This is a genomic window from Cyanobium sp. L1E-Cus (assembly GCF_024345755.1).
GTDB lineage: Bacteria > Cyanobacteriota > Cyanobacteriia > PCC-6307 > Cyanobiaceae > Cyanobium_A > Cyanobium_A usitatum.
In genome coordinates, this window is sequence record NZ_JAGQBS010000006.1 from 25,507 (window position 1) to 50,128 (window position 24,622).

General features: G+C 63.7%; 23 protein-coding genes and 1 tRNA gene. 12 read left to right on the forward strand and 12 right to left on the reverse strand.

The window, feature by feature from the left end; translation table 11 throughout:
- Complete coding sequence (locus KBZ22_RS07150) at positions 1-2,763, reverse strand: alpha-mannosidase (protein WP_255021531.1); 2,763 nt, start codon at positions 2,761-2,763, stop codon at positions 1-3.
- 303 nt (positions 2,764-3,066) lie between these two features.
- Here KBZ22_RS07150 and KBZ22_RS07155 point away from each other — a divergent pair, with 303 nt between their 5' ends.
- Together KBZ22_RS07155 and KBZ22_RS07160 are read left to right on the forward strand one after the other, a co-directional pair.
- Positions 3,067-3,186: a photosystem II reaction center protein I gene (locus tag KBZ22_RS07155; protein ID WP_006172424.1), complete on the forward strand. Its 120-nt coding sequence runs from the start codon at positions 3,067-3,069 to the stop codon at positions 3,184-3,186.
- A gap of 166 nt (positions 3,187-3,352) precedes the next feature.
- Positions 3,353-5,761 carry a DUF3769 domain-containing protein gene (locus KBZ22_RS07160; protein WP_255021532.1) on the forward strand — a complete coding sequence of 803 codons (2,409 nt, stop codon included), beginning with the start codon at positions 3,353-3,355 and terminating at the stop codon, positions 5,759-5,761.
- A gap of 3 nt (positions 5,762-5,764) precedes the next feature.
- Here the strand turns inward: KBZ22_RS07160 and KBZ22_RS07165 are convergent, their stop codons facing one another.
- The 6 genes from KBZ22_RS07165 to KBZ22_RS07190 all read right to left on the reverse strand — a co-directional run bounded on the left by KBZ22_RS07165 (position 5,765) and on the right by KBZ22_RS07190 (position 11,752).
- The gene (locus tag KBZ22_RS07165; RefSeq protein WP_255021533.1) at positions 5,765-6,379 is read right to left on the reverse strand and encodes a 3-isopropylmalate dehydratase small subunit 2; all 615 of its coding nucleotides are present in this window, start codon (positions 6,377-6,379) and stop codon (positions 5,765-5,767) included.
- Between the two features lie 8 nt (positions 6,380-6,387).
- Positions 6,388-7,803 carry a 3-isopropylmalate dehydratase large subunit gene (leuC, locus tag KBZ22_RS07170; RefSeq protein ID WP_255021534.1) on the reverse strand — a complete coding sequence of 472 codons (1,416 nt, stop codon included), beginning with the start codon at positions 7,801-7,803 and terminating at the stop codon, positions 6,388-6,390.
- Positions 7,804-7,831: 28 nt separating this feature from the next.
- Positions 7,832-9,112, reverse strand: coding sequence for a competence/damage-inducible protein A (locus KBZ22_RS07175; RefSeq protein WP_255021535.1), 1,281 nt, complete (start codon positions 9,110-9,112; stop codon positions 7,832-7,834).
- 4 nt (positions 9,113-9,116) lie between these two features.
- Positions 9,117-10,214 (reverse strand): glycosyltransferase family 4 protein, encoded by a 1,098-nt coding sequence (locus KBZ22_RS07180; protein WP_255021536.1) that lies wholly within the window; start codon positions 10,212-10,214, stop codon positions 9,117-9,119.
- Positions 10,215-10,278: 64 nt separating this feature from the next.
- Positions 10,279-11,568, reverse strand: a complete 1,290-nt coding sequence (gene glyA / locus KBZ22_RS07185) for a serine hydroxymethyltransferase (protein ID WP_255021537.1) — start codon at positions 11,566-11,568, stop codon at positions 10,279-10,281.
- 110 nt (positions 11,569-11,678) lie between these two features.
- A tRNA-Arg gene (locus KBZ22_RS07190) sits at positions 11,679-11,752 on the reverse strand.
- A 64-nt stretch (positions 11,753-11,816) separates the two neighbouring features.
- Between KBZ22_RS07190 and KBZ22_RS07195 the strand changes: the two genes are divergently transcribed.
- Genes KBZ22_RS07195 through KBZ22_RS07205 form a run of 3 tightly spaced genes read left to right on the forward strand, consistent with a single transcriptional unit; the run spans position 11,817 to position 12,628 of the window.
- Positions 11,817-12,056, forward strand: a complete 240-nt coding sequence (locus KBZ22_RS07195; RefSeq protein ID WP_106632274.1) for a hypothetical protein — start codon at positions 11,817-11,819, stop codon at positions 12,054-12,056.
- The gene (locus KBZ22_RS07200; RefSeq protein WP_254942928.1) at positions 12,053-12,343 is read left to right on the forward strand and encodes a DUF3181 family protein; all 291 of its coding nucleotides are present in this window, start codon (positions 12,053-12,055) and stop codon (positions 12,341-12,343) included. The genes KBZ22_RS07195 and KBZ22_RS07200 overlap by 4 nt, the downstream gene beginning before the upstream one ends.
- A gap of 24 nt (positions 12,344-12,367) precedes the next feature.
- Positions 12,368-12,628, forward strand: a complete 261-nt coding sequence (locus KBZ22_RS07205; RefSeq protein ID WP_254935140.1) for a cytochrome-c oxidase — start codon at positions 12,368-12,370, stop codon at positions 12,626-12,628.
- On the opposite strand, the gene murJ is transcribed toward KBZ22_RS07205, so the two are convergent.
- Complete coding sequence (gene murJ / locus KBZ22_RS07210; protein ID WP_255021538.1) at positions 12,625-14,250, reverse strand: murein biosynthesis integral membrane protein MurJ; 1,626 nt, start codon at positions 14,248-14,250, stop codon at positions 12,625-12,627. The two genes, KBZ22_RS07205 and murJ, sit on opposite strands and share 4 nt — an antisense overlap.
- Positions 14,251-14,323: 73 nt before the next feature.
- Here murJ and sfsA point away from each other — a divergent pair, with 73 nt between their 5' ends.
- From sfsA to KBZ22_RS07230, 4 genes are all read left to right on the forward strand, one after another.
- A complete protein-coding gene (gene sfsA / locus KBZ22_RS07215; RefSeq protein WP_255021539.1) occupies positions 14,324-15,091 on the forward strand; it encodes a DNA/RNA nuclease SfsA in 768 nt (255 codons plus the stop codon).
- A 16-nt stretch (positions 15,092-15,107) separates the two neighbouring features.
- Entirely contained in the window at positions 15,108-15,815 is a 708-nt protein-coding gene (locus KBZ22_RS07220; protein ID WP_254942372.1) for a GAP family protein, read from the forward strand.
- Between the two features lie 37 nt (positions 15,816-15,852).
- The gene (locus tag KBZ22_RS07225; protein ID WP_106632331.1) at positions 15,853-17,049 is read left to right on the forward strand and encodes a 4-hydroxy-3-methylbut-2-enyl diphosphate reductase; all 1,197 of its coding nucleotides are present in this window, start codon (positions 15,853-15,855) and stop codon (positions 17,047-17,049) included.
- Positions 17,050-17,195: 146 nt separating this feature from the next.
- Entirely contained in the window at positions 17,196-17,858 is a 663-nt protein-coding gene (locus KBZ22_RS07230) for a DUF1997 domain-containing protein (protein WP_396111833.1), read from the forward strand.
- Between the two features lie 49 nt (positions 17,859-17,907).
- Here KBZ22_RS07230 and KBZ22_RS07235 read toward each other — a convergent pair whose 3' ends face one another.
- On the reverse strand, positions 17,908-18,372 hold the full coding sequence (locus tag KBZ22_RS07235) for a DUF4079 domain-containing protein (RefSeq protein WP_254942373.1): 465 nt from the start codon (positions 18,370-18,372) through the stop codon (positions 17,908-17,910).
- Between the two features lie 95 nt (positions 18,373-18,467).
- Positions 18,468-20,027, reverse strand: a complete 1,560-nt coding sequence (gene purH, locus KBZ22_RS07240; protein WP_255021540.1) for a bifunctional phosphoribosylaminoimidazolecarboxamide formyltransferase/IMP cyclohydrolase — start codon at positions 20,025-20,027, stop codon at positions 18,468-18,470.
- A gap of 55 nt (positions 20,028-20,082) precedes the next feature.
- Between purH and KBZ22_RS07245 the strand changes: the two genes are divergently transcribed.
- The gene (locus tag KBZ22_RS07245; protein WP_255021541.1) at positions 20,083-20,712 is read left to right on the forward strand and encodes an alpha/beta hydrolase; all 630 of its coding nucleotides are present in this window, start codon (positions 20,083-20,085) and stop codon (positions 20,710-20,712) included.
- 43 nt (positions 20,713-20,755) lie between these two features.
- Here KBZ22_RS07245 and KBZ22_RS07250 read toward each other — a convergent pair whose 3' ends face one another.
- Positions 20,756-21,127, reverse strand: a complete 372-nt coding sequence (locus KBZ22_RS07250; protein ID WP_106632267.1) for a DUF3155 domain-containing protein — start codon at positions 21,125-21,127, stop codon at positions 20,756-20,758.
- 431 nt (positions 21,128-21,558) lie between these two features.
- Between KBZ22_RS07250 and KBZ22_RS07255 the strand changes: the two genes are divergently transcribed.
- Positions 21,559-22,695 (forward strand): sensor histidine kinase KdpD, encoded by a 1,137-nt coding sequence (locus tag KBZ22_RS07255; protein ID WP_255021543.1) that lies wholly within the window; start codon positions 21,559-21,561, stop codon positions 22,693-22,695.
- On the opposite strand, the gene KBZ22_RS07260 is transcribed toward KBZ22_RS07255, so the two are convergent.
- Positions 22,652-23,431 (reverse strand): adenosylcobinamide-GDP ribazoletransferase, encoded by a 780-nt coding sequence (locus tag KBZ22_RS07260; RefSeq protein WP_254942377.1) that lies wholly within the window; start codon positions 23,429-23,431, stop codon positions 22,652-22,654. The genes KBZ22_RS07255 and KBZ22_RS07260 overlap by 44 nt on opposite strands.
- 49 nt (positions 23,432-23,480) lie before the next feature.
- On the opposite strand from KBZ22_RS07260, the gene tgt reads away from it, so the two are divergent.
- Positions 23,481-24,614: a tRNA guanosine(34) transglycosylase Tgt gene (gene tgt, locus KBZ22_RS07265; protein WP_255021624.1), complete on the forward strand. Its 1,134-nt coding sequence runs from the start codon at positions 23,481-23,483 to the stop codon at positions 24,612-24,614.
- The last annotated feature ends 8 nt before the right edge of the window (positions 24,615-24,622 follow it).

Below are 24,622 nucleotides of genomic sequence, written 5' to 3' on the forward strand. Positions count from 1 at the left end.
CTAAGCGCTTACCCAATCAGGGTGCACTCGCCAAAAACCCAGGCTCCACGGCGCCAGCAGCCAGGGATCTTCAGAGAGCTTTCCCTGGGAAATCAGAGGCTGATCCAGGCCATCGAGTCGCTCCAATAGCTGCCAGCTCTCTCCCACCTCCAGGTTACGGCGGCAAGGGGAACAGTTCTGCACGGTGAGCACCACGTCCCCCGACTCCCCTAGCGGCCGGCAGCCCAGTAGCAACAGCCCCTCGCCCAGGGGAGGCAGGGCCTGATGTCGTTTAGGCCGGCCCTGGGCCGCCGCCGGCCGCAGCCATAGCGGTTCCCTGAAGGCCACCGCCTGCTGGGGCACCTGGGCCCGGCACCAGCCTGCTGGGCAGGGCGCCAGGGCCAGCCGCAGGCGCTGCAGGCCGTTATCGGCGCCAGGATCGGGCCAAGTAGGCGCCCGCAGCAGCGACACACCCAACTGCTCCGGACTAGCCGACACCCCCTGGGGCCCATCGAGCAGCACCGCCAAGCCGCCGCCAGTAGCCACAGAAGCGATCCAGCTGATCGCTGGCAGCTCCCAGCGGGCCTGCTCGCGGGCAGTGACCGGCTGGGCTGGCCTTTCCAGCACCCCACCGGAGGTATCCGCCGCCCAGCGCTGGGCCGGCTGGGCCAGGGGGATCTCCAGGCGCAGCAGCTCATGGCGCTGGCGCCAGTCGACGCTGAGCACAAGCTCGAGCCAGGGGGTATTGGCAAGTAAGCGCCCCTCAAGCCGCACCGCACTGGCCCCGCACTGGCCCCGCCACACAAAACTGGTGCACAGCTCTCCCTGCTCCAGCCAGCTCGGCTCGCCCTGCCACTGCCAGGCCAGCGGATGGTCCCGGTAGCCCGTGGCGATGTCCCAGGCATCCCAAAACTCACCTCGATCGGCAAAACGCCGCCAGGCCAGAGGGCCTGCCAACTGGGGCTGATCCTGGCTATCCCACAGCTGCTCGAGGCCCCGCGGCCCCAGCTCAAAACTCACCAAACCGTTGCCGCAGCGCCAGCCCTCTCGCCACACCGGCGCCTCAACCTGAGCTGCCTCAACCTGAGCTGCCTGAGGGGCCGCCGCTGCGACCGTTTGCTCTAGGGGCAGGGCGGCCACGCCCGCCAAGAGCGGCAGCTGCAGCCACTGGCCGCCAGCCCGGGCCGGCTGGGACGGCAGCTTCACACCGCCCCAACTCCAGCAGCCCAACGGCACCCGCAGGCTGCGGGCCCGGGGAGGCAGGGGCTGGAGCTGGGCTACCCACCAACCCTCGCCCACACCCACACAGTCATCTTCACCGTCACCAGCTCCTAGCCAGGCCTGCAGAGCCCGATCCCGTTGCAGGCAGGCGCTGCGACGCGCTGCCCGCCACTGGGGCTCGGCCTGCTCGAACACCTCTGGAATCGAGGTGCCGGGCAAAATGTCGTGAAACTGCTGAAAAAGCAGCGTTCGCCAGTCGACCGTTTCAGGATCGCCGGCTAGGGCCTGGGCCAGCTCCGCCTCCCGAAGCAGCCGCTCGAGTGTGCGGTTGTGGCGCTTCTGATCAGGGCGCGAGGTGGCGCAGCCGCGATGCAGCTCCAGGTAAAGCTCGTCGCGCCACACCGGCAGCCGGGGCGCCAGCGGCTCAAGGTCAGCCAAATAACCCCGCAAGCTGCCGTGATGCTGGGGAGCAGCTTCAGCTTGCTGCTGCCAGAGCCGCAGCTGCTCGAGCATTTCAGCGCTGGGGCCTCCACCGTGGTCGCCCACTCCGGGCAGCCACAGGGCCGAATCAACCCCAGTCGCGCCTTGCCAAGCCAAGCGATAGCGCTCCATCGCCACGGGATCGCCATCGGTGCCGATCGGGGCGTTGATCAGGGCCAGCAGCTCGGAACCGCAGCGGCTGCGCCAGCGAAACAGCCGGTGGGGGAAGGGATTGGTGGCATTCCAGGCCATTTTGTGGGTGCAAAACCAACGCACGCCGGTGCTGCGAGCCACGGCCGGCAGGCCGCTGGCGAAACCAAAGCTGTCGGGCAACCAGGCCAGATAGTGCTCCAGCTCAGGGAAGCTGGCGGCGCTGAATTGCTGGCCCAGCTGAAACTGGCGCAGCAGTGAGGAGCTGCTGATCAGCACGCAGTCGCTCTCCACCCAGGGGCCGTTGATCGGTTCAAAGCGACCGGCTGCCACCGCACGCTGCAGGCGGGCGAACAGGGCCGGCCGGTGTTGCTGCAGCCAGGCGTATAGGGCCGGTGTGGAGTGGCCGAAATGCAACTCCTCGAAGCGCTCGATCAGATCCAGGGCAGAGGTGAAGGTGCGCTCGGCCGCTTGCCAGGTGTCGGCCACCGGCCAAAGCCAGGCCAGATCGAGGTGGGCATGGCCCAACACATGAAACCGACCTGTCGGCGGTTCGCCGCTGCGCAGCTGGGCAAGCTCAGCCTTGGTTTCAGCCAACAAATCCACCGGATCGGCTGGATCCAGGGGCTCGAGCTCGAGACGGCTCTCGATCAGGGCACCGTCGTCGTGCAAGGGGCTGCGCAGGCGTAACTCCAGCTCAAGGGCCTCCCCCTGCCACCAGCGCTCGGGCAGCAACCAGCGGCAAGTGGTGTCAAACAGGTCGCCGCCATGCACCGGCGCACCATCCACCCGCAGCTCCACCTGGTCGGCCCACCAGCGCAGCACCAGCCGGGCCTGGGCAACTGGCTCCGGCTGCTGCAGCTGCAGCCAGTTCGCCGGGCAAACCAGCCGCAGCCGTAGCTCCCGCCACTGGCCACCCCGCGGCCAGATCACCAACCCCCGCGCTGCCCAATCCGGACGACATTGCTGGCCCCAAGGATCTTCAAGGGCTGGTCCAAACCGCCCTCCCACTTGCACGCAGCGCCAGAGTGGTTGGAGATCCAAGCGCGAATGGGTTGGCCGCAAACGTGACTGAATCGTTTCAATCCGTGGGGTCTGCCCTAGTCCTGAGGCCTCAGGCATCGTTGGATGGCAAGCCGAGTCCCATAGGATGATCCCGCAGCTGCGGGGTCGACTAGGCCCTTCAACGCGCCTGTCACTCCCTGTCACCCGCTCGCCATTCCCCAAGGCCGAACCATGCTCGCCCTCAAGATCTCGGTTTATTCGGTCGTCTTCTTCTTTATCGGGATCTTTGTGTTCGGCTTTTTGGCCAGCGACCCCAGCCGCACCCCGAGCCGTAAAGACCTGGAAGATTGATCAGCTGGCACTAGGCAGGCAAGATCCTGATTCTGTTTGTGGGATGATCCCCGAAAGGACCTGCTGCGCCTGATTTAATCGTGCCAATTTCAGACACGCTTCCTTCAACACTTCAGGCTCAAGAAGGTCTTAAGGGCTGATGTATTTGGCTGGCAATTCCCACCGAGTGCCTCTGGGGAAATCGCCTTTAAAAAGGCTCGCCCACCAACTATTAACAGCTGCTTGCCTATCCGTCCTATTCGCTCCAGAGGCTCTGGCAGGTGATATTCCCAGCCAGCCTGGGGCAGTCAAAGCCTCTAGTTCAGTTATTCCTGCTCCCAACTTTGCTGTAATCAAGGCCGATCAGCAAAGCTACGACCAGCAACTGGGCCGGTTTGTTGCCACCGGCAACGTTGAAGCCCGCTTCAATGGCTGGCGCCTGCTGGCAGATCGAGTCGAAATGGCAGAAGCCAGCCGCAGTGTCTACGCCAGCGGGCAAATTCGCCTGATCAAAGGAGATCAATACCTGCAAGCAAGCCGTCTGCGCTATAGCGAACTAGAAGGCAGCGGCGAACTTGAAGACGTCTATGGCGTTATCGAGCAGGACACCATTCCCCGGGACATCAATTCTCAAGGGGTCACTTCTAAAGAAATCAATTCGAAAGAAGTCAATTCGAAAGAGGTCAACTCCCCAGATCCCAACGCCAAAACGAACGGTCTGCCGTCTAACTTCAGCCAACCAGCGTTTGCCTGTCCGCCACTCAGCGCAGATCCTGCCAATAGAACGCTGGTGCGGGTGTTGCCACCAGGTCGCAGCAGCCTGCCCACCATGCCAGCGCCAGCCGGCTGCCCTGGCAGTGAGCTCTCCACTCCAGCTCTATCTCTAAATAGGGCACTGGAATCAGTTGCTTTCGGCCCCCCCCAGGCGGGCGGCCCGCAGGCACAGGCGATCTCGATGGGATCTGGGAAACCTGTCGTTAAAGCAACTGAGATTGAGCAGCTGCCAGACGTGGACTCAAAGGTGAGCAACGTGACGTTCCAGCAGAGCTGGAGCACCAGCCTGAAGCTCGACCTGGGAGCCGTTATTGACACCACGGACTCGCTCAACAGCAATGGGCAGGGCTACCGCCCGCCCGCAAACAAAGCGGGCACGATCAGCCGCATTCGCTTTCAAGGAGCCCAGATCCAAATCAGAGGCAACCGCTGGACTGCCGAACAAATTGCTTTTACCAACGATCCCTTCACTCCTGCCGCCTCTTGGAGCCTGGCCCGCAAGGTGGTGGCCGTTATGGATGGGCGCGGCGTGACCCGCATCAACAGCCGCAGCAGCCAGATTCTGCTGGACGGCAAAGTTTCTTTGCCGGCAATCACAAACACAACCATCGGCGCCGAAGAATCTCGTTTTGCCTGGGATACCGATAAAGAAGATCGCGATGGCTTCTTTATTGGCTACAATCTGGAGCCAATAAAAATAGGCAAGCGGGGCAGCTTGCAACTCCAGCCCCAGCTGAATGTGCAGCGGGCCATCGAAGGCCGTACCAGTAGCTATGTGCTTCCTGGACAAAGCCTGGCTAATCCCACCAGCGAACAGACAGCCAAGCTCGCAGATATGTTCGGCCTGCTGGCGGGACTCAACCTGCCCATGGGCTGGCTCTCATTAAATGCTGAAGCCAGCCTGTCTACCCTCAACCCGGACAACTTCCGATCCGGCACCCGCAGCACCAGCCGCCTGACGGCTCCACTTAACCTGCCCGGCCATACAAGCGCAAACGCTGATCTATTTGGATCCTATCGCGAGCGCATTTACAATGGCAGCCTGGGACTTCAAACCGTAGTTTATTCCTATGGCGCCAATTTAGCTGGCAACGTGGTCTTGAATCAGCCCAAGGCTCAGGCTGCCCCCCAAAAAGCTCCCTACTTAGCACCAGTGAATCTCAACTGGGCAGCCCAATCTGGAGCCTACGAAGCAACACTATTTGAAGCAGACACCCTTAATTCTTTATGGCGTAGCTATGCCAACCTGGCAGCAAGCACCACCCTGCAGCTCTGGCAGGGCTCTGCCCTTGATGCCAGCGAAGATCCCAAGCGGGGCTTGCGCTATGCACCTGTGCCGGTAGTACCAGGCCTGGGAATCAACTTCGGAGCCAGTGGCTATGCAGCCACATATAGCGATGGAGCAAACCAGAACACCCTCACCCTGTGGGGCGGACCTTCGTTCACGCTGGGACAGTTTGATCGACCCGTATTCGATTACACCCGCTTCTCCGCCTCAATCGCTGGCACCTTTTTAAACGGCGCCAGCCCTTTCGGCTTTGACCGCACGGTAGACCTGCGCACCCTTAGTTTTCAAGCAGCGCAACAGATCTATGGCCCAATTGTGCTCGAAGCTGGCGCCACCTTCAACATCGACGATGGTTCCGATTTCTACGGCGATGCCTCCTATTCCTATGTGGAGTTGAAACTGCAACGCCGCTCCTACGAAGTTGGTGTCTACTACAGCCCCTACGACGGCATTGGCGGCATCCGCGTCAAACTCAACGACTTTAACTTCACTGGCAGCGGCACACCTTTCGTACCCAGACCTAGAAGCCGTTGAAATCTAGAAGCCGTTTAAATAAGGCAAAGATGAGGCGGTGCAATTAAGTTCTGAATCGTGGGCTAGCAACTGGGAAGTGGCATCCCATTGCCCAGAAGCCAACATCTGCTGGGGCCCAGCCTGGATATCTAGCTGCCAAAGCTGCCCTTGGGAGGATTCCAGGGAGGCCGTAGCCAGCGACAAGCTCAGCTGCTGGCCAGGATCGGCGATCAGCGTCTCTTGCAGACTCAGCACGCTGGCGTGGGATGCGGTGAAACAGGGGATTCCCAAGGCAAGACAGTTGCCATAAAAGATCTCAGCAAAGCTTTCTCCCACCACCGCCCGAATACCCCAGCGCATCAACGCCTGGGGAGCATGCTCACGACTTGAGCCACAGCCAAAGTTGCGGTTCACAACCAGCACAGAGGCTCCCTGCAGCTCTGCTCGATCGAAGGGATGCTCCCCAGAGAGCTCGGCCCGATCATCGGCAAACACCTGCTCGCCAAGCCCATCAAAGGTGACACATTTAAGAAAACGGGCTGGAATGATTCGATCGGTGTCAATGTCGTCGCCGGTGATGACAACGGCGCGCCCGCGCACAGCCGAGATAGGGCCAAAGGGAAAGCTGGAGGTGGTCATGGCCGCGGTCATGGCGTGGTGTTAATCATCTGGCGCACATCACACACTTTGCCGGCAATTGCGGCCGCAGCCACCATCGCCGGACTCATCAGCAGGGTGCGGCCGGTAGCCGAGCCCTGGCGACCCTTGAAGTTGCGATTACTTGAACTAGCGCTGATCTGGCGGCCCTCAAGCCGGTCTGGATTCATGGCCAGGCACATCGAGCAGCCGGGCTCACGCCACTCAAAGCCAGCCTCCCTAAACACCTGGTCAAGCCCTTCAGCTTCCGCAGCCGCCGCCACCTGTTCAGAGCCAGGCACCACAAAGGCCTTGATGCCCGGAGCCACATGGCGTCCCTTGGCCACCGCCGCAGCCGCCTGCAAATCGGACAGGCGCCCATTGGTGCAGCTGCCAATGAAGCAAACATCCACCGCTGTGCCTGCAATCGGAGTGCCGGGCTGCAGATCCATGTAGCGGTAGGCCTCCTGGGCCAAGGGCCGCTCATCCGGCTCTGTCTGCTCCAAGGTTGGAACCGTTTCATCTACGCCGATGCCCTGGCCGGGGGTGATCCCCCAGGTGACTGTCGGCGCAATTGCCGCAGCATCGAAGCGCACCTCGTCGTCAAAAACTGCGTCTGCACCACTGGCCAGGCCACGCCACCAGGCCACGGCCCGCTCCCAGGCTTGAGCCTTGGGGGCATAGGGCCGGCCTTGCAAGTAGGCAAAGGTGACAGCGTCGGGGTTGACGTAGCCGCAGCGGGCACCGCCCTCGATTGCCATGTTGCAGAGGGTCATGCGCTCCTCCATCGTCAAAGCATCGATGGCTGGACCGGCAAATTCGTAGGCGTAGCCCACACCACCTTTTACACCCAACACCCGGATGATGTGCAACACCAAGTCTTTGGCATAGACGCCGGGCTGCAGCTGACCCTCAACCCAAATCCTCCGCACCTTGAGCTTGCCCATCGACAGGCTCTGGCTGGCCAGCACATCGCGCACCTGGCTGGTGCCAATGCCAAAGGCAATCGCCCCAAACGCCCCGTGGGTGGAGGTGTGAGAGTCGCCGCAGGCGACGGTCATACCCGGCTGGGTGAGGCCCAATTCGGGGGCAATCACATGCACGATTCCCTGGCGGCCGCTGCCGAGGCCATGCAAAGGAATGCCGTAGTCGCTGCAGTTGCGCTCGAGGGTGGCGAGCATCTCCTCAGCCAGGGGATCAGCGAAGGGGCGCGCCTGGGATGTGGTTGGCACGATGTGATCAACCGTGGCCACGGTGCGCTCGGGGAGTCGCACCGGCAGGCCCAGATCTTTCAAGGCAGCAAAGGCCTGGGGGCTGGTCACCTCATGAATCAGGTGCAACCCGATAAACAACTGGGTGGAGCCGCCAGGCAACTGGGCCACCCGATGCAGATCCCAGACCTTGTCGTAGAGGGTGCCGGCACTCACGCAAGGTCCGTTCGACTGAGGCTTAAGCCTAAAGCTGCGCCCCGGGGCCGTCGGCCAGCCGCAGGCGCAAGCGATTGAGCGCTTCACCGCTCGTCAACCGCTGGATCCAGACCCTGCCACGCGTGGCGCCAAAGCGCACTGCCTCGCTGCTGCAACCATCCGGGCCGGCAATGGCGATATGCACAAGTCCTACCGGCTTCTCACTGCTGCTGCCCCCCGGGCCGGCGATGCCGGTCACAGCAATTGCCCAGGTGGCACCAGTTGCACGGCGAGCGCCCTCAGCCATGGCGATAGCAACCGGATCGCTCACGGCGCCTTGGCTCTCAAGCAGCGCCGGCGGCACCCCAAGCAACGCCTGCTTAATCGAGTTGGCATAGGCAATCACCCCACCAACAAAGCCATCAGAGGCTCCGGGCACCGCCGCTAGGGCCGCCCCCAGCCCCCCGCCAGTGCAGCTCTCAGCTACAGCCAGCGTCTCCCCGCGGCGGCGCATCTGCTCAAGCACCACACTGGCCAGGCTGTCGTCATCGACGCCGAAGCAGGCCCTACCGGAGCGGGCCCGGATCTGCGACTCAATCGGAGCCAGCAGGATCTGGGCTTCAGCAACGCTGCCTGCCCTGGCCGTGAGGCGCAGCTTCACTTCACCGGCGCCGGCGTAGGGAGCCACAGTTGGGTTCTCTAGGGCCAGCAGATCGGCCATCTGCTCAGCCAGAGCCGACTCGGAAACGCCCCAAAAGCGCAACATGCGACTGGCGAACACCCCCTCAGCCAAACCAGCTGAGCGCAGCCATGGCTCTGCGGTACCCGACCACATCGCCTCCATTTCGCTTGGCACGCCAGGGAAAGTGAGCACCGTGAAACCTGGCTGAATGCCCGAGGCCGCAGGCGGGGTCCAGATCATGCCGGGGGCGGTGCCGGTGGGATTTGGCAACACCGCCGCCCCTGCGGGCAGAAATGCCTGCTTGCGGTTACTGGGGGAACAGAAACGACCGCGCGCGCCGATGCGGGCCTGGATGTCAGTCCAGATCTCTGGGTGCTCCACCAGGGGCGTGTCAAAGGCAGCAGCGATAGCTTCTGTGGTTAGGTCGTCTGGGGTCGGGCCGAGGCCGCCAGTTGTAATCAACACCCGGCAGCGACCTGCCGCTTCCCGCACCGCGGCCATCAGACGGGTGCGGTTGTCACCAACCACGCTCTGGCGCTGGTGGGCGATGCCCAGGGCCGCCAGCTGCTCCGCCAGCCAGCGGGCATTGCCATTGGTGATGTTGCCGAGCAGCAGCTCGGTGCCGATGCAGAGAATCTCGGCGCTCACAGCCTCACAGCTCCCGAGTGGCCGCAGGCTGCTGCAAGGCCCGGCGAGTGCTAACCAGCACCCAGATCAGGACCGCAGTAGCCAGGGCCAGCCAGAGAAAGCGCAATTCAGCATTCACCAGCACCAGGGCCAGGGAGCCCAACCACTGGGTGAAGGCATAAATGAGCAACACGGTGCGGCGATGGCTCAGTCCCGTCCTCAGCAGCCGGTGGTGCAGGTGGCGCCGATCGGGATAGAAGGGAGAGTGGCCTTCGCTGAGGCGCCCCATGATCACTGCCGACATGTCGGCCAAGGGCAGCGACAGGATCAGCAGCGGTAGCAGCAGGCTGACGCTGGTGAGCCCCTTGGCCGGACCGACAATGCTGATCGCCGCCAAGGCAAAGCCCAAAAAATAGGAGCCGCCGTCGCCCATGAAGATGCGGGCAGGGTTGAAGTTGTGGCGCAGGAAACCGAGGCAGCTGCCGGCCAGCGCCGCGGCCAGCAGGCCAGCAGCAGGCTGATGCAGGCTGAAACTCACCGACAACAAACCGACTGCAGCGATACCGCTCACGCCCGCCGCCAGACCATCGAGACCATCAAGCCAGTTGATGGCGTTGGTGATACCCACCAACCAGATCACCGTTGCCAGCAGGCTGAACCAATCTGGCAATGGCAGCAGCAGATCAGAGCCTCCCCACCAGCCCATGGGGATCTCGATGTTGCCGATGCGCACACCCTCGTTCCAAGCAACCATCGAAATGGCCAACTGGCCGGCCAAACGGGGCAGGGGCGGCAGGGCATAGAGATCATCTGCCAGCCCGATCAAGAAAAAGCAAAGGGCTCCAGCCAGGGTGGTCCAGATCAACTGGTCCTTTTCAGCGGGAAGGTTGGCGAACCCACCCAAGGCCCAGGTGAGACCCAGTGCTGCACTGAAGGCGATAACAATGCCGACCCCTCCAAGGCGCACCATGGGAGAGGTGTGCTGCTTGCGGGAATCGGGAGCATCCACCAATCCCCAACGCAAGCCGAGTCGGCGTACCACTGGCACCACCAAAGCCGTGCACAGAGCAGCAACGGCAAAAGTGAGCAAGGCGGCCGCGTTGGGGCTGTAGGCGAGGGTCACTGAACCAGACCGAAGCAAGCCGAAAAATGGCCTTTAGCAACCAGCTTACGGGCGTTGAAGTTGATCAAGCGTGCTGAAGCTCACGCGCTGCTGTGTAAAGCGGGAAGCGCTCACAGAGAGCCGCAACCCGATCGCGGCAGCGCTGCTCAATGGCGCTGTCTTCGGGATTGAGCAGGCGATCAGCAATCACATCGGCCACCTCGCGGAAGGCGGCTTCGTCAAAACCGCGGGTGGTGCAGGCAGCGGTGCCCAGGCGCAGGCCGCTGGTCACGAAGGGCGACTGGGGATCGAAGGGCACCGTGTTCTTGTTGGCGGTGATGTGCACATCACTCACCAGCAGGTCAGCCACCTTGCCTGTTATACCGATGCCGCGCAGATCCAGCAGCACGATGTGGTTGTCGGTGCCGCCGCTCACAACGGCGATGCCGCGCTCCTGGATGCGCTCTGCGAGGGCCTGGGCGTTGGCAACCACCTGCTGGCTGTAGACGCGGAAGCAGGGCTGTAGGGCCTCACCAAAGGCCACCGCCTTGGCTGCGATCACGTGCTCAAGTGGGCCGCCCTGGCTACCGGGGAACACGGCCTTGTCGAACTGCTTGCCGAACTCGGCATCGCGGCAGAGGATCAGGCCGCCGCGGGGGCCCCTCAGGGTCTTGTGGGTGGTGGTGGTCACCACGTCGCAATGGGGCACGGGGTTGGGGTGCACGCCCGCCGCCACCAGGCCGGCGATGTGGGCCATATCGGCCAGCAGGTAGGCGCCCACCTCATCGGCGATGGCGCGGAAGGCCTGGAAATCAATGGTGCGGGGATAGGCGGAGTAGCCGCACACGATCAGCTTGGGCTTGTGCTCCAGGGCCAGCTGGCGAATGATGTCGAAATTGAGCTGCTGGGTGTCGGGGTCCACGCCGTAGTGCACGGCGTTGAACCACTTGCCGCTCACGTTCACCGGCGAGCCATGGGTGAGGTGGCCGCCATGGCTGAGGTCCATACCCAGGATCGTGTCGCCGGGCTGCAACAGCGCCAGGAACACGGCGAAGTTGGCCTGGGCACCGCTGTGGGGCTGCACGTTGGCCCAGGCGGCACCAAACAACTGCTTGGCCCGCTCAATCGCCAGCTCCTCGATCGCATCCACATGCTCACAGCCGCCGTAGTAGCGCTTGGATGGCAGGCCTTCGGCATATTTGTTTGTGAGCACCGAGCCCTGGGCCTCCATCACGGCTCGGGAGGCGAAGTTCTCAGATGCAATCAGCTCCAGGTGAGTTTCCTGGCGCTGCAGCTCCTTTTCAATCAGCCCGGCGATGGCGGGGTCTCCGGCAGCTAGGGACTGGTTGAGGGCAGCACCGCCGGAGTTGGTCATGGTTAAGGGTTGAATCGTTTGATGATCGTAAAGACCGGAGCCGGGCATCGGACACCTCAACGTCGAAGCCAACCCACAAAAAAACCGCCCTAAGGCGGTTTTGAAAGAAGCGCGCCTGGAGAGATTCGAACTCCCGACCCTCTGATCCGTAGTCAGATGCTCTAATCCGCTGAGCTACAAGCGCATGGGACCATTCTCACCGCACGGAGGGCCCATCCGTCAAACACCCCGTCCTCGCCTCCCCATCAATGCCCATCCGCTGGTACGGCCCCGCCAACCCCGAAGACCCCACCTACAGGCACTTCGAACGGATCGTGAACCTGACGCTCCACGCCGCCCTATTCGCCGCCCTGAACAGTGGCCTCTGGTTGGTACAGGAAATGCGTCACCCCTGGGCCCACCTCAACTGGCTCAGCTTGGGTTGGTTGGTGGTGTTGCTGGCTCACGCTGGCGCTGTAGTGGTTCTGCGTCCAACCCCCCGGCCATGACCCTCTCCGCCACAGACCTCAAAGAACTGGAACTGGTCCTGGCAGATCGCCTTTATGTGCAAGTTGCCAGTTGGCACCTCTACCTCGGCGACGCCGGCCTGGCCCAGGCCCTGGCGATCGAATGTTCCGCCAGGCTGGACCAGGGGGCGGAGGTGTGCGCGCGCCAGGCCCTTGAGGCGGTGCAGGTGCCGATCGGCGCCGGCTCCACCCGGCTGCCCCTGGCTCGGCTGGTGCCCGCCGGCCAGCTGCGGGATCTCGAAGAGGTGCTGGAGCAGTTTTGCCGATAAGGTTGCGGGAACTGGCGACGGGCTGTGCTGGTCATTGAGGTAACCAACGCCCGCGATGTGGTGCGTCAACGCCTGGGTCGCCTGGGCGGACGCCTAATCGGCAAGGTGGTGGACGCCGAGGCCCAGGTTGAAAAAGCCCTTATTCAGGAGCTAGAGACGGCCTTCAAGGAATTCGGCATTGAGGCACGCATCTTTTCGGTGGACGGCCCCCGGATGCTGGGTCGCTCCCACCTGGAGATTCCCGTTCAGGTGCGAGCTGAACGGGACGTTCGCCTCGACCCCTAGCGCCTGGCGCCAATTCGAGGCAAGCGATCCCGCAACTGGTCGGTCAAATCCTTGACCTCTGGCACCTTGGCAAGGCTGGCCACCACGCCATAGATCAGCACACCAACTCCGCCGGCAAAGCTGCACTCCAGGAGCCGCCCCCAAAGACCAGTGGGCCAGGCCACAAATACTGACACGCCCCAGGCCACCAGTCCGGCCAGTACGGCAGCACCGAACAGCAGCATCGTGTCGCGCAGCCACAGCCGCAATGGCAGCCCGCCGAGCTTGGTCTGCAACGCCAGCAGCAAACCCACACAGGTGATCAGATTCACCGCCACGGTGGCCAGCACCAGGCCGGCAGCGCCGCAATAGAGGCCAGGCAGCAGCTGGGTAGCGCCGGGCACCGGTCCGCCCACGAAAGCCCAGCAGAAGAGCGCATTCAGCCCAATCCCCGCCATCGACCAGCGGAACGGGGTAACCCCATCGCCGAGGGCGTAAAACACCCGCACCAGCACGTCGCGAGCCAGATAGGCGGGCATGCCGATGCCGTAAGCCATCAGCAGGTTGCCCACCAACTCCGCAGCACCGGCATTGAAAGCTCCCCGCTCATAGATCAAAGCCACGATCGGCAAAGCCAGCGCCACCATCAACGCCCCCAGGGGCAGCATGCTGGCGTTGGAAAGCATCAGCCCCTGGCGGATACGACCGACCAGCTCAGGTCGATCGTCCGGTGCCGTCAGCCGGGCATAAACCGGCAGTAGGGGCACCAGCAGGGCATTGGAGAGCAGCCCTAGGGGCGTTTGCACGAGCAGGTTGGCGTAGCCGAGACCCGCCGCGGCCGCCGGGATGCCCGAAGCGAAAAACAGGGACACAAACACGTTGATCTGCAGCATCCCCGAGGAGAGGGTGGCGGGCCCCATCACCTGCAGCACCTCGCGCACACCGGGGTCCCTCCAGTCCCACACCAGCTGAAAGCGTTGCAGCCCTTGCCGTGCCAGGGCTGGCAGCTGGATCAGCCACTGCAGCACCGCCCCCAAAGTTGTGGAGCCGGCCAGCACCACGCCGCCGAGCACCGCCGTGGTGGGCAGGGTGATCGCTGCACCGAGCTGCCACCACAGCACAGCGATACCAGCGATCACGGCCACGCTCGAGAGCAAGGGGCTCACCGAGGGCAACCAAAATTCATCAGCAGCATTGAGGGCTCCAAAGCCCAGGCCGATCAGCCCGGCAAATAGGGCCATCGGCGCCATCCAACGCAGCTGCAGTACGGCGATGTCGTGGCGGGTGGCATCCAGGCCCGGGCCCACCAGGGTGATCAGGGGGCCAGCGAACACCAGCAGCAACACCGTCACCCCGAGCAACCCCGCCCCCACCAGGGTGTTGATTGCTGCCAGCACGTAGGCCCCCTCTTGGCGGGGCCGGCGGGCCAGCACGCTCACCATGGCGCTGTGGAAAGGTCCGTTAATGCCGCCCAGCAGGATCAGCAGAAAGCCGGGCAGCACGTAGGCGTAGTTGTAGGCGTCGTAAGCAGCGCCAACGCCGAAGGCTGCTGCAATGGCCTGCTGCCGCACCAAGCCGGCCAACTTGCTGAGGGCAGTGGCCACTGCCACAACCAGGGCAATGCGCCTGAGGGACTTTGCCATCAAGTGGGACCCAAGGCCCGGGAGTTGGCGGCAGTATGGCTGGCCTGCTCCAATCCATCCCACCCCGCCCGCCATGGCCACCTGCGTGCTTAGCCTCGGCCCCCTGATAGAGGGCACCTTGGTGAAGCGCTACAAGCGCTTCCTGGCCGATATCGAACTAGAAAACGGCGAGCTGGTCACGGCCCACTGCGCCAACACCGGGCCTATGACCGGAGTGCTGCACCCCGGCGGAAGGGTGCGCTTGCGCCACGCCCCTTCCCCCAGCCGCAAGCTTGCCTGGACCTGGGAGCAGGCCCAAGTGCCTGGCGCCGATGGCACGCCCATCTGGGTGGGGATCAACACGGCCCTCCCCAACCATCTGGTGCGGGCCACGATTGAGGCCGGTTGCCTGGAGCCCTGGCTGGGGCCGATCGCAGCCATCCGAGCCGAGGTGCCCTATGGCGAAGGGCGCCGCAGCCGCATCGACCTGCTGCTCACCCCAGCGGAAAACGCCGCCGATGCCAGGCCGATCTACCTGGAGGTGAAAAACACCACCTGGAGCGAAGGGGAGCTGGCCCTTTTCCCAGACACCGTTACTGAACGGGGCCAAAAACACCTGGTGGAGCTGATGGCCCTGCTGCCAGAGAGCCGGTCCGTACTGGTGCCCTGCCTTAGTCGCGGCGATGTGAGCCGCTTTGCCCCGGGCGACGCGGCCGACCCGCGCTATGGCGAACTGTTTCGCCAGGCCCTGGCAGCGGGCGTGGAGGTACTGCCCTGCCGCTACAGCTTCAGCGCCAGCGAGGTGAACTGGCATGGAATTGCGGCTGTGGAAACCCACGGTCCCGCCCTTGGGGCTGGCTAAGCGCCACAATCCCGCGATGCTCCCGTTCCACTGGCTCACCCAGACCATCGCCCTGGGCCTGGGCATTTCCTTCAGCCCACTCAACATCGCTCTGGTGGCCCTGCTGCTGCTGGGCCCCAACCCGCTGCGACGCTGCTCCACCTACCTGGGGGGCTGGATACTCGCCAACGGTGGCGCGCTGGCAGCGGTGGTGCTGGTAGGCAGTCGCTTCAGTTGGGCCATGCAGCTGGGCAGCCGCGGCCAAGTGCTGATGGACCTGATCGGTGCCGGAGCCTTGGTGGCCTTGGGGCTGTTCCAACTAACCCCTGCAGCAGCCATCGGTGAAGAGAGCTGGGCGATGCAACTGATGGGCCAGCTACCCGAGCTCGACTGGTTTCCCCTGCTCGGGCTGGGGGCCGGCTGTGCCTTGGTCAGCCCGGAAAATCTGGTTTTTTACGCCAAGGAAGGGGGCATGTTGCTCACCAACCACACCTCCCTGCGCGGGGATCTCGAGGTGGGCGCCGTATTTGTGGCCATAACCACCTCGCTACTGCTGCTGCCACCACTGGCCTGGCTGCTGAGCGGCGGCAGGTTGCGCCAGCCCCTGAGCCGCCTCAACGACTGGCTTGTGCATCGGGCCGAATGGCTGGTGGGGGTGTTCGCCCTAGTGCTGGGGGTCTATCTGGGCTGGCAGGGAATTGAGGGCCTCCACCAGATGACCCTGGGAGCCGCAGCTCTGACCTAAGTGGCCCATAGAGTTGATTCACCGAGACCTCGACGCTGTGGATACCCGCGCCTTCAAACGCTCCTTACACCACTCGGAGCGTTACAACCGCAGAGGCTTCGGTTTGGGCAATGAGGTGGCAGGCAGCCTGGAGCAGGCCTACCAAAGCGATCTGATCGCCAAGCTGCGGGAAAGCGGCTACTCGCTCGAGAGCGGCCGCCTCACCGTGCGGCTGGCTGAAGCTTTTGGTTTCTGCTGGGGCGTAGAGCGGGCAGTGGCGATGGCCTACGAAACTCGGCGCCACTACCCCACTGAACGGATCTGGATCACCAACGAAATCATCCACAACCCTTCGGTCAACGATCACCTGCGCGACATGAACGTGCTGTTCATCTCCGTGGAAGACGGCATGAAAGATTTTTCGGAGGTTGCCAGCGGTGATGTAGTGATACTGCCTGCATTCGGCGCCACCGTTCAGGAGATGCAGCTGCTAAGCGAGCGGGGCTGCCACATCGTTGATACGACCTGCCCCTGGGTCTCCAAGGTGTGGAACACGGTGGAAAAGCACAAAAAGCACTCCTTCACCTCGATCATCCACGGCAAGGTGAAGCACGAGGAAACCCTCGCCACCAGCAGCTTCGCCGGCACCTACTTGGTGGTGCTCGACTTGGCCGAAGCCCAAATGGTGAGCGAGTACATCCTCGGCAATGGCGATCGGGAATCATTCATGGCCCGCTTTGCCAAAGCCTGCTCGCCTGGCTTTGATCCCGACCGCGATCTGATCCGGGTGGGCGTCGCAAACCAGACCACCATGTTGAAGAGCGAAACCGAAGAGATTGGCCGCCTGTTCGAGCGCACCATGCTGCAGCGCTTCGGCCCCATTGAGCTCAATGAGCACTTCCTGGCCTTCAACACCATTTGCGACGCCACCCAGGAGCGCCAAGACGCCATTTTCGCCCTAGTTGATGAGCCCCTCGACCTGATGGTGGTGATCGGCGGTTACAACTCGTCCAATACCACCCACCTGCAGGAGATCGCCGTCAGCCGCGGCATCCGCTCCTTCCACATTGACACCCCCGAGCGCATTGGCCCTGGCAACCGCATCGAGCACATGCCCCTAGGGGGCGAGCTCGAAATCGAGCTGCCCTTCCTGCCTGAAGGGCCAATCCGAGTGGGCATAACCTCCGGGGCTTCCACTCCCGACCGGGTGGTGGAAGACGTGATCGAGCGGCTGATCGAACTCTGCGAAGCCTGAGCAGAACCAAGGTGTCCGGGTGTCACAGCGGGCGGCACTTAGGCCCACCATGGGCTTTACATTGATTAAAGAACGTCTTGAACAAGTCCGGCATCCTGCTGCCAGGGCTGGTCAAACGCCAGGAGTTGCCGTTGTTGCCTTTGTCGTTGTCAACCGCACCAGCCCAAGCGTCGTCCAAGGGAGAGCTGGGCTCCGGTCTGTTGCTGCGCCACAGCGATGATCCGAGGGTGCGGCGCTATGCCAGTGCCTTTGCCGACGTGATGGAAATGCGGGCCAGCGCGCCCGTTGTCTCCGAATACCTCGATCACCACGAGGGGTGGTTTCGCCGTTGCGCTACCCCGATGACTGTGGAACCCCTGGGCAAGCGGGGCTACGCGCTGACTTTGGGCACCTTTGGCAACTTCGGCTTCGAAGTGGAGCCCACCATCGGCCTGGAATTGCTGCCCCAAAACCAGGGGCTGTACCGAATTTTGACCGTGCCCCACCCCGGCGGCGATCCCAAGCTTGAAGGGCTTTACGACGTCGAGTTCAACGCCTCGCTGCAACTCGACCAAGCCAATGATGCTGCCGTAGCTTCCAACGATCCCAGGCCCCAAACTTTGGTGCGCTGGGAGCTCGACCTGAGCGTCTGGGTACGCCTACCCGGGGTGATCACCCTGCTGCCTGATGGGCTGGTGCAGTCGAGCGGCGACCACCTGCTCCGTCAGATCGTGAGGCAGATCTCTCGCCGGCTCACCTGGAAGGTGCAGGAAGATTTCCACGGCAGCCACGATCTGGAGTGCCCACCCCGGCGAAGCGCCCAGTTCTAAATCAACTGGGCTGTCTTTCTTACTTGAGACCTAGAACCGAAACCAGCACTCAGGCCGGGCGGTTTTCCCAGATTTTGTTGAGGATCTGAAAGCCACTCACCGCCTGCCACAGAAACAGGGTCATCATTGCCATGTTGAGGCCCACATGGACCTTGCGGGCGATCAGATTGCCCTGCTGCATCAGGGAGGTAAGCGACACCGCCAGGGCGATCAAGCAGGTCATGCCAATGCCCACAAGCAGGTGGGGGCCCACAAATAATTTGCCGTTATTGAGGTAGGTAACGGCCATACCGCCGAAGGTACCCAGCACGGTGATCGCCAGGATCAGGCCGCCGATCTGGAAATGGCGCTTGGCAAACTGCCCCTTGATCAGCTGCTTGCGGGTCTCAGCATCTGCGGTGCGGGTTTTCTTGGCCTTGATGCCAAGCAGCATCCCGTAGCTGGAGAGGGCCAGCAGACCCAGCATCAACAGGGGATGGAGGAAGTTGAGGTTGTAGGCGAGGGCTTCGGGCATGGCGTCAGAGGGGGCCAAGGGATGGCTGCGGCAAGTGCCCAGCAGAACAGGACTTATGGAGCGAAACTACAACTCACTGCGCCCCAGCAAGGGCGTTAATGAAGAAAATGACGGCGACCGGTTACCACCATCGCCAAGCCAAGGGCATTGCAGGCAGTGATCGAATCGGCATCGCGCACGCTGCCGCCAGGCTGAATCACAGCAGTGATGCCCTGACCAGCGGCCAGCCGCACGGTGTCATCGAAGGGGAAGAAGCCATCGCTAGCAAGCACCGCGCCCCTGGCCCGATCCCCGGCCGCTTCCAAGGCCAGCCTGGCCGAGCCAACCCGATTCATCTGGCCGGCGCCAATGCCCAGGCTCTGACCACCCTTGGCCACGGTGATGGCATTGGAGCGCACGTGGCGGGCCAGCTTCCAGGCAAAACCGAGGTCGTCGAGCTCTTGGGCTGTGGGCTGGCGTTCGCTCACCACCTGCCAGGCCGCGCCATCAACCGGTTGATCGTCTAGCTCCTGTACCAGTACCCCGCCCAGCAGGGTGCGCAGCTGGCGCCTGGACGCCAGAGCGATCGCCGCAGGATTCAATTCCAGCAGGCGCAGATTGGCTTTCGTGGCCAGCCGCTCCGATGCCGGTCCATCAAAGCCAGGCGCCACTACACATTCAAGAAACAGGCTGGTCAGCAATTCGGCGGTGGCTAGATCGACCACACAGTTGATAGCCACAATGCCTCCGAAGGCTGAGAGCCGATCGGCGTCAAGGGCCCGGCTGAGGGCAGCGGCGCCGTTGTGGCCGATTGCTACGCCGCAGGGGTTGGTGTGCTTGACCACAACCGCCGCGGGCTGGGCCCCGGGGCCGTAGCCAAACTCCCGCACGGTGGCTAGAGCCGCATCCAGATCGATCAAGTTGTTGTAGCTGAGCTCCTTGCCCTGCAGTTGCACCGCGGCGCCCCAGCCGGCAGCGGGCTCGCTGTGCCAGGTGGCCTGTTGGTGGGGGTTTTCGCCGTAGCGCAGGCTCTGGCGGGCGGGCAGTTCGAGTCGCAGGGGCGCCGCCACCGCTGAGGGGAGCTCGGCTGCGCCGGCCAGCTGGCCCGCAAGCCAGCTGCTGATCGCCGTGTCGTAGCTGGCGGTGTGCTGAAAAGCTTCCAGCGCCAGCTGGCGCCGCAGGGCAGCGCTGATGGCTCCGGTGCGCAGGCACTCAAGAAAGGGTCCGTATTGGCTGGGGCTGGTCAGCACCACCACATCGGCGTGATTTTTGGCCGCTGCCCGCACCATTGCCGGTCCACCGATATCGATGTTCTCGATGGCGGTATCGAATGCCACCTCGGGGTTGGCAACGGTTTCTCGAAATGGGTAAAGGTTGACCACCACCACGTCGATCGGGGCAATGCCCTGGGCCTCCAGATCAGCCTGGTGGCTGGGCTCGCAGCGGCGGGCCAGGATGCCGCCATGGATGCGTGGGTGCAGGGTCTTGACCCTGCCACCCAGGATCTCAGGGGCCCCGGTGTGCTCCGCCACCTTGGTGACCTCAAGCCCGGCCGCCTTGAGGGCCGCAGCGGTGCCGCCACTTGAAATCAACTGATAGCCAGCCTCCAGCAGCCCCTCGGCCAAGGGCACCAGGCCCTCCTTATTGGAGACGCTTAGAAGGGCCGTGGGGGCCATGGCTGCCTTAAGTGCAGGTATGAAGGCCAACCTACGCAGCAATCGATCCCCCGCCATGAGTAGCCAAACCAGCCAGCCCAACGACCAACTGATCCGCAGTGGCCCGGATCGGTGTGACCGGCGCCTTGTGCTGCTGCACGGCTGGGGAGCGGATGCCGACGATCTGCTCGACCTGGCCGAGGTGCTGGTGGGGCCAGCGGTGAGCGTGGTGGCCCTGCGGGCACCACTGCCGCATCCAAGCGGTAGCGGCCGCCAGTGGTACGACCTGCAACAGCCAAATTGGCCCCAGCTACCTGCCGCTCGAACCCAGCTGCTAGAGCGGCTCCTCGCCCTAGCTGTAGAGGTGCCCCTGCAGCAAACGGCTCTGCTGGGCTTCTCCCAAGGCGCCGCAATGGCCCTTGATGTGGCCACAGCCGGCAGCGGCCTACCCCTGGCCGGCCTGATCGGCTGCAGCGGCTACCCCCATCCCGGCTGGCAACCAACCGCAGCATCCCTGCCAAAAATCCTGCTCACCCATGGCGAACAGGATCCTGTGGTGCCCTACGGAGCCAGTGAGGCCATAAAAGAGCAGTTGCAACTCGGTGGCATCGACACCGAACTGGTTGGCTTTACAGGCGGCCACACCATTGACAGCTGCCTGTTTCCTGCCCTGCGGAGCTACTTGGCCAGCAAGTGGTCATGCTGAACAACCAGCGGCCCAGATGAGTTCCGCCAGGGCAAAGCCAAGCTCAGACGAAGGCGTATTCGTACTCCTCCATTTCTTCCCAGTCGTCGGCGGCGAGGGCTTCGATGCCTTCGAAAAGCACCTCCTCACCGATGCGGTCGACGATCGTGCGCAGTGAGGGAAACAGGAAATGGTTTTCCTCGGCGTATTGGGCGCTGAACAGGCCCTTTTCGCCCCAGAAGAAGCGATCAGTGGTGTGCTCGTTGCGGCGCACGTTCAGAATTGCTGGGGGCACCAATAGCTCCTCAGCAATGAAGCGGCGTGCTGCCGTGACCGGCTTGTGGGAGCCGGTCTCGAGATTAAAGGTGGGGACATGCGCCAGCACCCGCTGGCCCGCGAGCCGGCGACGGCTAATCCGCTTGCGCTTTTTGGACATTGAACTGCTCCCGAGAAGGAGGAATTAGGAGAAGGAAAAGAAACCGGAGGGGGAACGGACAGTGGGAGCGCAAGACATGCGCAGCGTCCGTGACTCAGCCCACCCGCACCCCCCAAAATTTGGAGAGCAGGGCGACGCCCAAACGTTCTGTTGTCCGAGAGAGTCAGCAGGCCCAGGGGTCAGCGACGCCACACCCCGCCCATTCGGGGTGCAGAACAACAGGAAGCAAGATCGGCGAAAGTTGGATCTGTTACTGCTGTAGCCTGAATTGCCTAAATGGGCAACAAAGGGTGAGGGCGTCACGACGACGAGCCGCTGCCCGCTTGCGGACCGCGCCGTATTGGTCGATACCGCTCATCTTAAGACTTTTTTCTGGTTTTCCCACGCCTTATCCAAACTTATTGGAAGAGGGCCAGGGCTGAGGGCAGCAGATGCAAGTCTCCAACCGCTTTCTCGCCCTACTGCGCTTCCAGCTAGCCCAGTTCGCTGATCGCAGCGACCTCAGCTCCCTGGTGGTTTACGTCACCCAGCCCGGTGAAGCCAACGCCCCCATCCTTGTACCAATCGGCCAGTGGCCGAGTGACGGCCGAGCCCTGCCTGCGGTCGAAGCCGGCAGTCCGCTGAGCTTGCCAGCGGAGGAGCGGCGCTGGCTGCCGCTGCGCCACCAAAGGGTGCTGCTGGGCGCGATCCAGGTGGAAACCAGCGTGGTGCCCTGGCCAGACAGCCTCGGGCAGCGGCTCCAGGCCGTCGCCCTGTGTCTTACCGAAGCGCTCTGCCTTGATCTGGAACAACAGCAGTTGCAGCAGACCCTCGAGCAACAGCAAGCAGAATTGGGCCTGCTGTTGCACCAGCTGCGCAACCCCCTCGCCGCCCTGCGCACCTTCGGCCAACTACTGCTGCGGCGCCTCGAACAGGACCAGCAGAACCGACCTCTGGTGGAAGGCTTGCTGGCGGAAGAGCGCCAGCTCAACCGCTACGTGGATGCCCTCAGCCAGCTGGGCCGCCACGAACAAGCCGCCGTCAGCGGCGAAGCGGCGGCGCCCCTGCTACTTCCCCCCGGGCTGGTGGGGCCCGAGGGCCAACCCCTGCTCGACTGGCTTGAGCCCTTGATGCAGCGGGCTGCTGCCACGGCCTCTCTGCAGGGCCGCCCCTGGCATCCGCCATCCTGCTTGCCCAACTGGCACGGGGACAGTGGTGCCGTGGCTGAAATTTTGGCCAACCTGCTGAACAACGCCTTTCGATACAGCCCCAGCGGCACGGCCATCGGCCTGGACTGCCAAGCACTGGCGTCAGGGGACTGGCAACTGACGGTGTGGGATGGCGGCGAGCCGATCGCCGAAAATGAGCGCCAGGCCATCTTTGAGCAGGGTTTCCGGGGGCGGCAGGGGCAGGGCCGGCCGGGGACGGGGCTGGGACTGGCCCTGGCCAGGGATCTGGCCCGCAGCCTCGGTGGCGAGCTCAACCTGGTGTTGCCGCCGGCGGCCGTTGCACGGCAACTGCCCGAGCGGGGCAACGCCTTTTGCCTCAGGCTGCCAGCCGCGGCCCCAAGCCCAGCAGCAGGGCCATGAGCAGCAGGGCCAGAGCTTCTGTCCATTCGACACAGGCTCCGTAGCTATCGCCGCTATGGCCGCCGAGACGGCGGCCGAGCCATAGGGGCACTAGCACCGCTGGCAGCAAACCCACCCCCTGGGGCCAGGGCCAGCGGGTCCAGGCCGCTAGGCCCAGGGCCAGGGCGAACACCAGCAGGGCCGGCACCAGTTCCGCGGCCAGACCCCGCCAGTGCTGCCGGTGAAAAGCAGCACTGCCCTGCTGCCTCAAATATGGAAACCACTGCATGGCCAAAAGGGGTGACACCCGGCCCCAGAAAGCTGCCCAGAGCATGGCCAGCGGGGCAGCGGCCCCTAGGCAAAGCAGGGCTGCTGCCTTGATCAGCAGCACCACCACCAAGGCCTGCACCCCCGATGCGCCCACCCGGCTATCTGCCATCGCCTCCAAGGCCCTAGGGCCGGCGCCCAAGCCATCGGCCGTATCCATTGCGCCATCAACGTGCAAGCCACCGGTGAGCACCAACCCGAGCGCCAGCACCAAGGCCACCTGGGCTCCAAGGGGCAACCAGCCAGCGGCAAGCCACCAGAAAAGGCCCTGCAGCCCGCCCAGCACCAGGCCGATCAGGGGAGCGAAGCGGGCAATGCGCTCAAAGCGCGGCGGCACTCCTGGCCAGGCGGGCAGCACCGAATAAAACACCCAGGCACCGGCCAGATCGCCCAACCAGCCGGGAATCGCCCCAGAAAAAGACTTCGGCACGGGCTCTAGCAAGCGACACCTAGCGTCGGGACAGCACCTGTTCGGCGCAATCAGCTTCCCACCAGCGTTCTCCTTCGACATCACGGCGCAGTGCAGCCGCACCCGGGCCCGCTGCGGCTGCTTTCACACCCCCCATGGCGTTGTCACCACACCGCGGTTCATGCCCGTGGGCACCCTGGCCACGGTGAAAGGGGTTACGGCGTCCCAACTGCGGGACACCGGCGCCCAGATGGTGCTCTCCAACACCTATCACCTACACCTGCAGCCGGGCGAGCAGATCGTGGCTGATGCCGGTGGCCTGCACCGCTTCATGGGTTGGGACGGGCCGATGCTCACCGATTCCGGCGGCTTCCAGGTTTTCAGCCTCGGCGACATCAACACCATCGACGACCACGGCGTGGTGTTCCGCTCACCGCGCGACGGCGCCCGCATCGAGCTCACCCCCGAGCGCTCGATGGCGATCCAGATGGCCCTGGGGGCTGATGTGGCCATGGCCTTCGACCAATGCCCCCCCTATCCCGCCAGTGAGGCAGACGTAGCCGCCGCCTGCCGGCGCACCCACAGCTGGCTGGAGCGCTGCATCACCAGCCACACCAAGGCCGACCAGGCCCTGTTTGGCATCGTCCAAGGGGGCTGCTTCCCCCACCTGCGCCAGGAATCGGCCCAGGTGGTGGCCTCCATGGGCCTGCCCGGGATAGCCGTGGGCGGCGTGAGTGTGGGCGAGCCCACCGAGGAAATGCATCGGATCGTGCGCCAGCTGGGGCCGCTGCTGCCTGATGCCGTACCTCACTACCTAATGGGCATAGGCACCCTGCGGGAAATGGCCATCGCCGTGGCCAACGGCTTCGACCTGTTTGATTGCGTGATTCCCACACGCCTCGGCCGCCATGGCGCGGCCTTAGTGGGTGGCGAACGCTGGAACCTCAAGAACTCCCGCTTCCGCCACGACCACACCCCCATGGATGCCAGCTGCCCCTGCCCAGCCTGCCGCCAGCACAGCAGGGCCTACCTGCACCACCTAATCAAGAGCGAGGAGCTGCTGGGCAAGATTCTGTTGAGTTTGCACAACATCACCCAGTTGGTGCGCTTCTCCACCGCCATGGGGCAGGCCATCCGCGACGGCTGTTTTGCAGAGGATTTCGCTCCCTGGGAACCGGACTCCCCAGCCGCCCACACGTGGTAGCGTCCGCC

Coding starts and splice junctions, on each gene's coding strand:
- KBZ22_RS07155 (WP_006172424.1), top strand. CDS start 3,067: ATGCTCGCCCTCAAGATCTCGGTTTATTCGGTCGTCTTCTTCTTTATC.
- KBZ22_RS07165 (WP_255021533.1), bottom strand. CDS start 6,379: ATGACCACCTCCAGCTTTCCCTTTGGCCCTATCTCGGCTGTGCGCGGG.
- glyA (WP_255021537.1), bottom strand. CDS start 11,568: ATGACCAACTCCGGCGGTGCTGCCCTCAACCAGTCCCTAGCTGCCGGA.
- KBZ22_RS07195 (WP_106632274.1), top strand. CDS start 11,817: ATGCCCATCCGCTGGTACGGCCCCGCCAACCCCGAAGACCCCACCTAC.
- KBZ22_RS07200 (WP_254942928.1), top strand. CDS start 12,053: ATGACCCTCTCCGCCACAGACCTCAAAGAACTGGAACTGGTCCTGGCA.
- murJ (WP_255021538.1), bottom strand. CDS start 14,250: ATGGCAAAGTCCCTCAGGCGCATTGCCCTGGTTGTGGCAGTGGCCACT.
- sfsA (WP_255021539.1), top strand. CDS start 14,324: ATGGCCACCTGCGTGCTTAGCCTCGGCCCCCTGATAGAGGGCACCTTG.
- KBZ22_RS07220 (WP_254942372.1), top strand. CDS start 15,108: ATGCTCCCGTTCCACTGGCTCACCCAGACCATCGCCCTGGGCCTGGGC.
- KBZ22_RS07235 (WP_254942373.1), bottom strand. CDS start 18,372: ATGCCCGAAGCCCTCGCCTACAACCTCAACTTCCTCCATCCCCTGTTG.
- purH (WP_255021540.1), bottom strand. CDS start 20,027: ATGGCCCCCACGGCCCTTCTAAGCGTCTCCAATAAGGAGGGCCTGGTG.
- KBZ22_RS07245 (WP_255021541.1), top strand. CDS start 20,083: ATGAGTAGCCAAACCAGCCAGCCCAACGACCAACTGATCCGCAGTGGC.
- KBZ22_RS07250 (WP_106632267.1), bottom strand. CDS start 21,127: ATGTCCAAAAAGCGCAAGCGGATTAGCCGTCGCCGGCTCGCGGGCCAG.
- KBZ22_RS07255 (WP_255021543.1), top strand. CDS start 21,559: ATGCAAGTCTCCAACCGCTTTCTCGCCCTACTGCGCTTCCAGCTAGCC.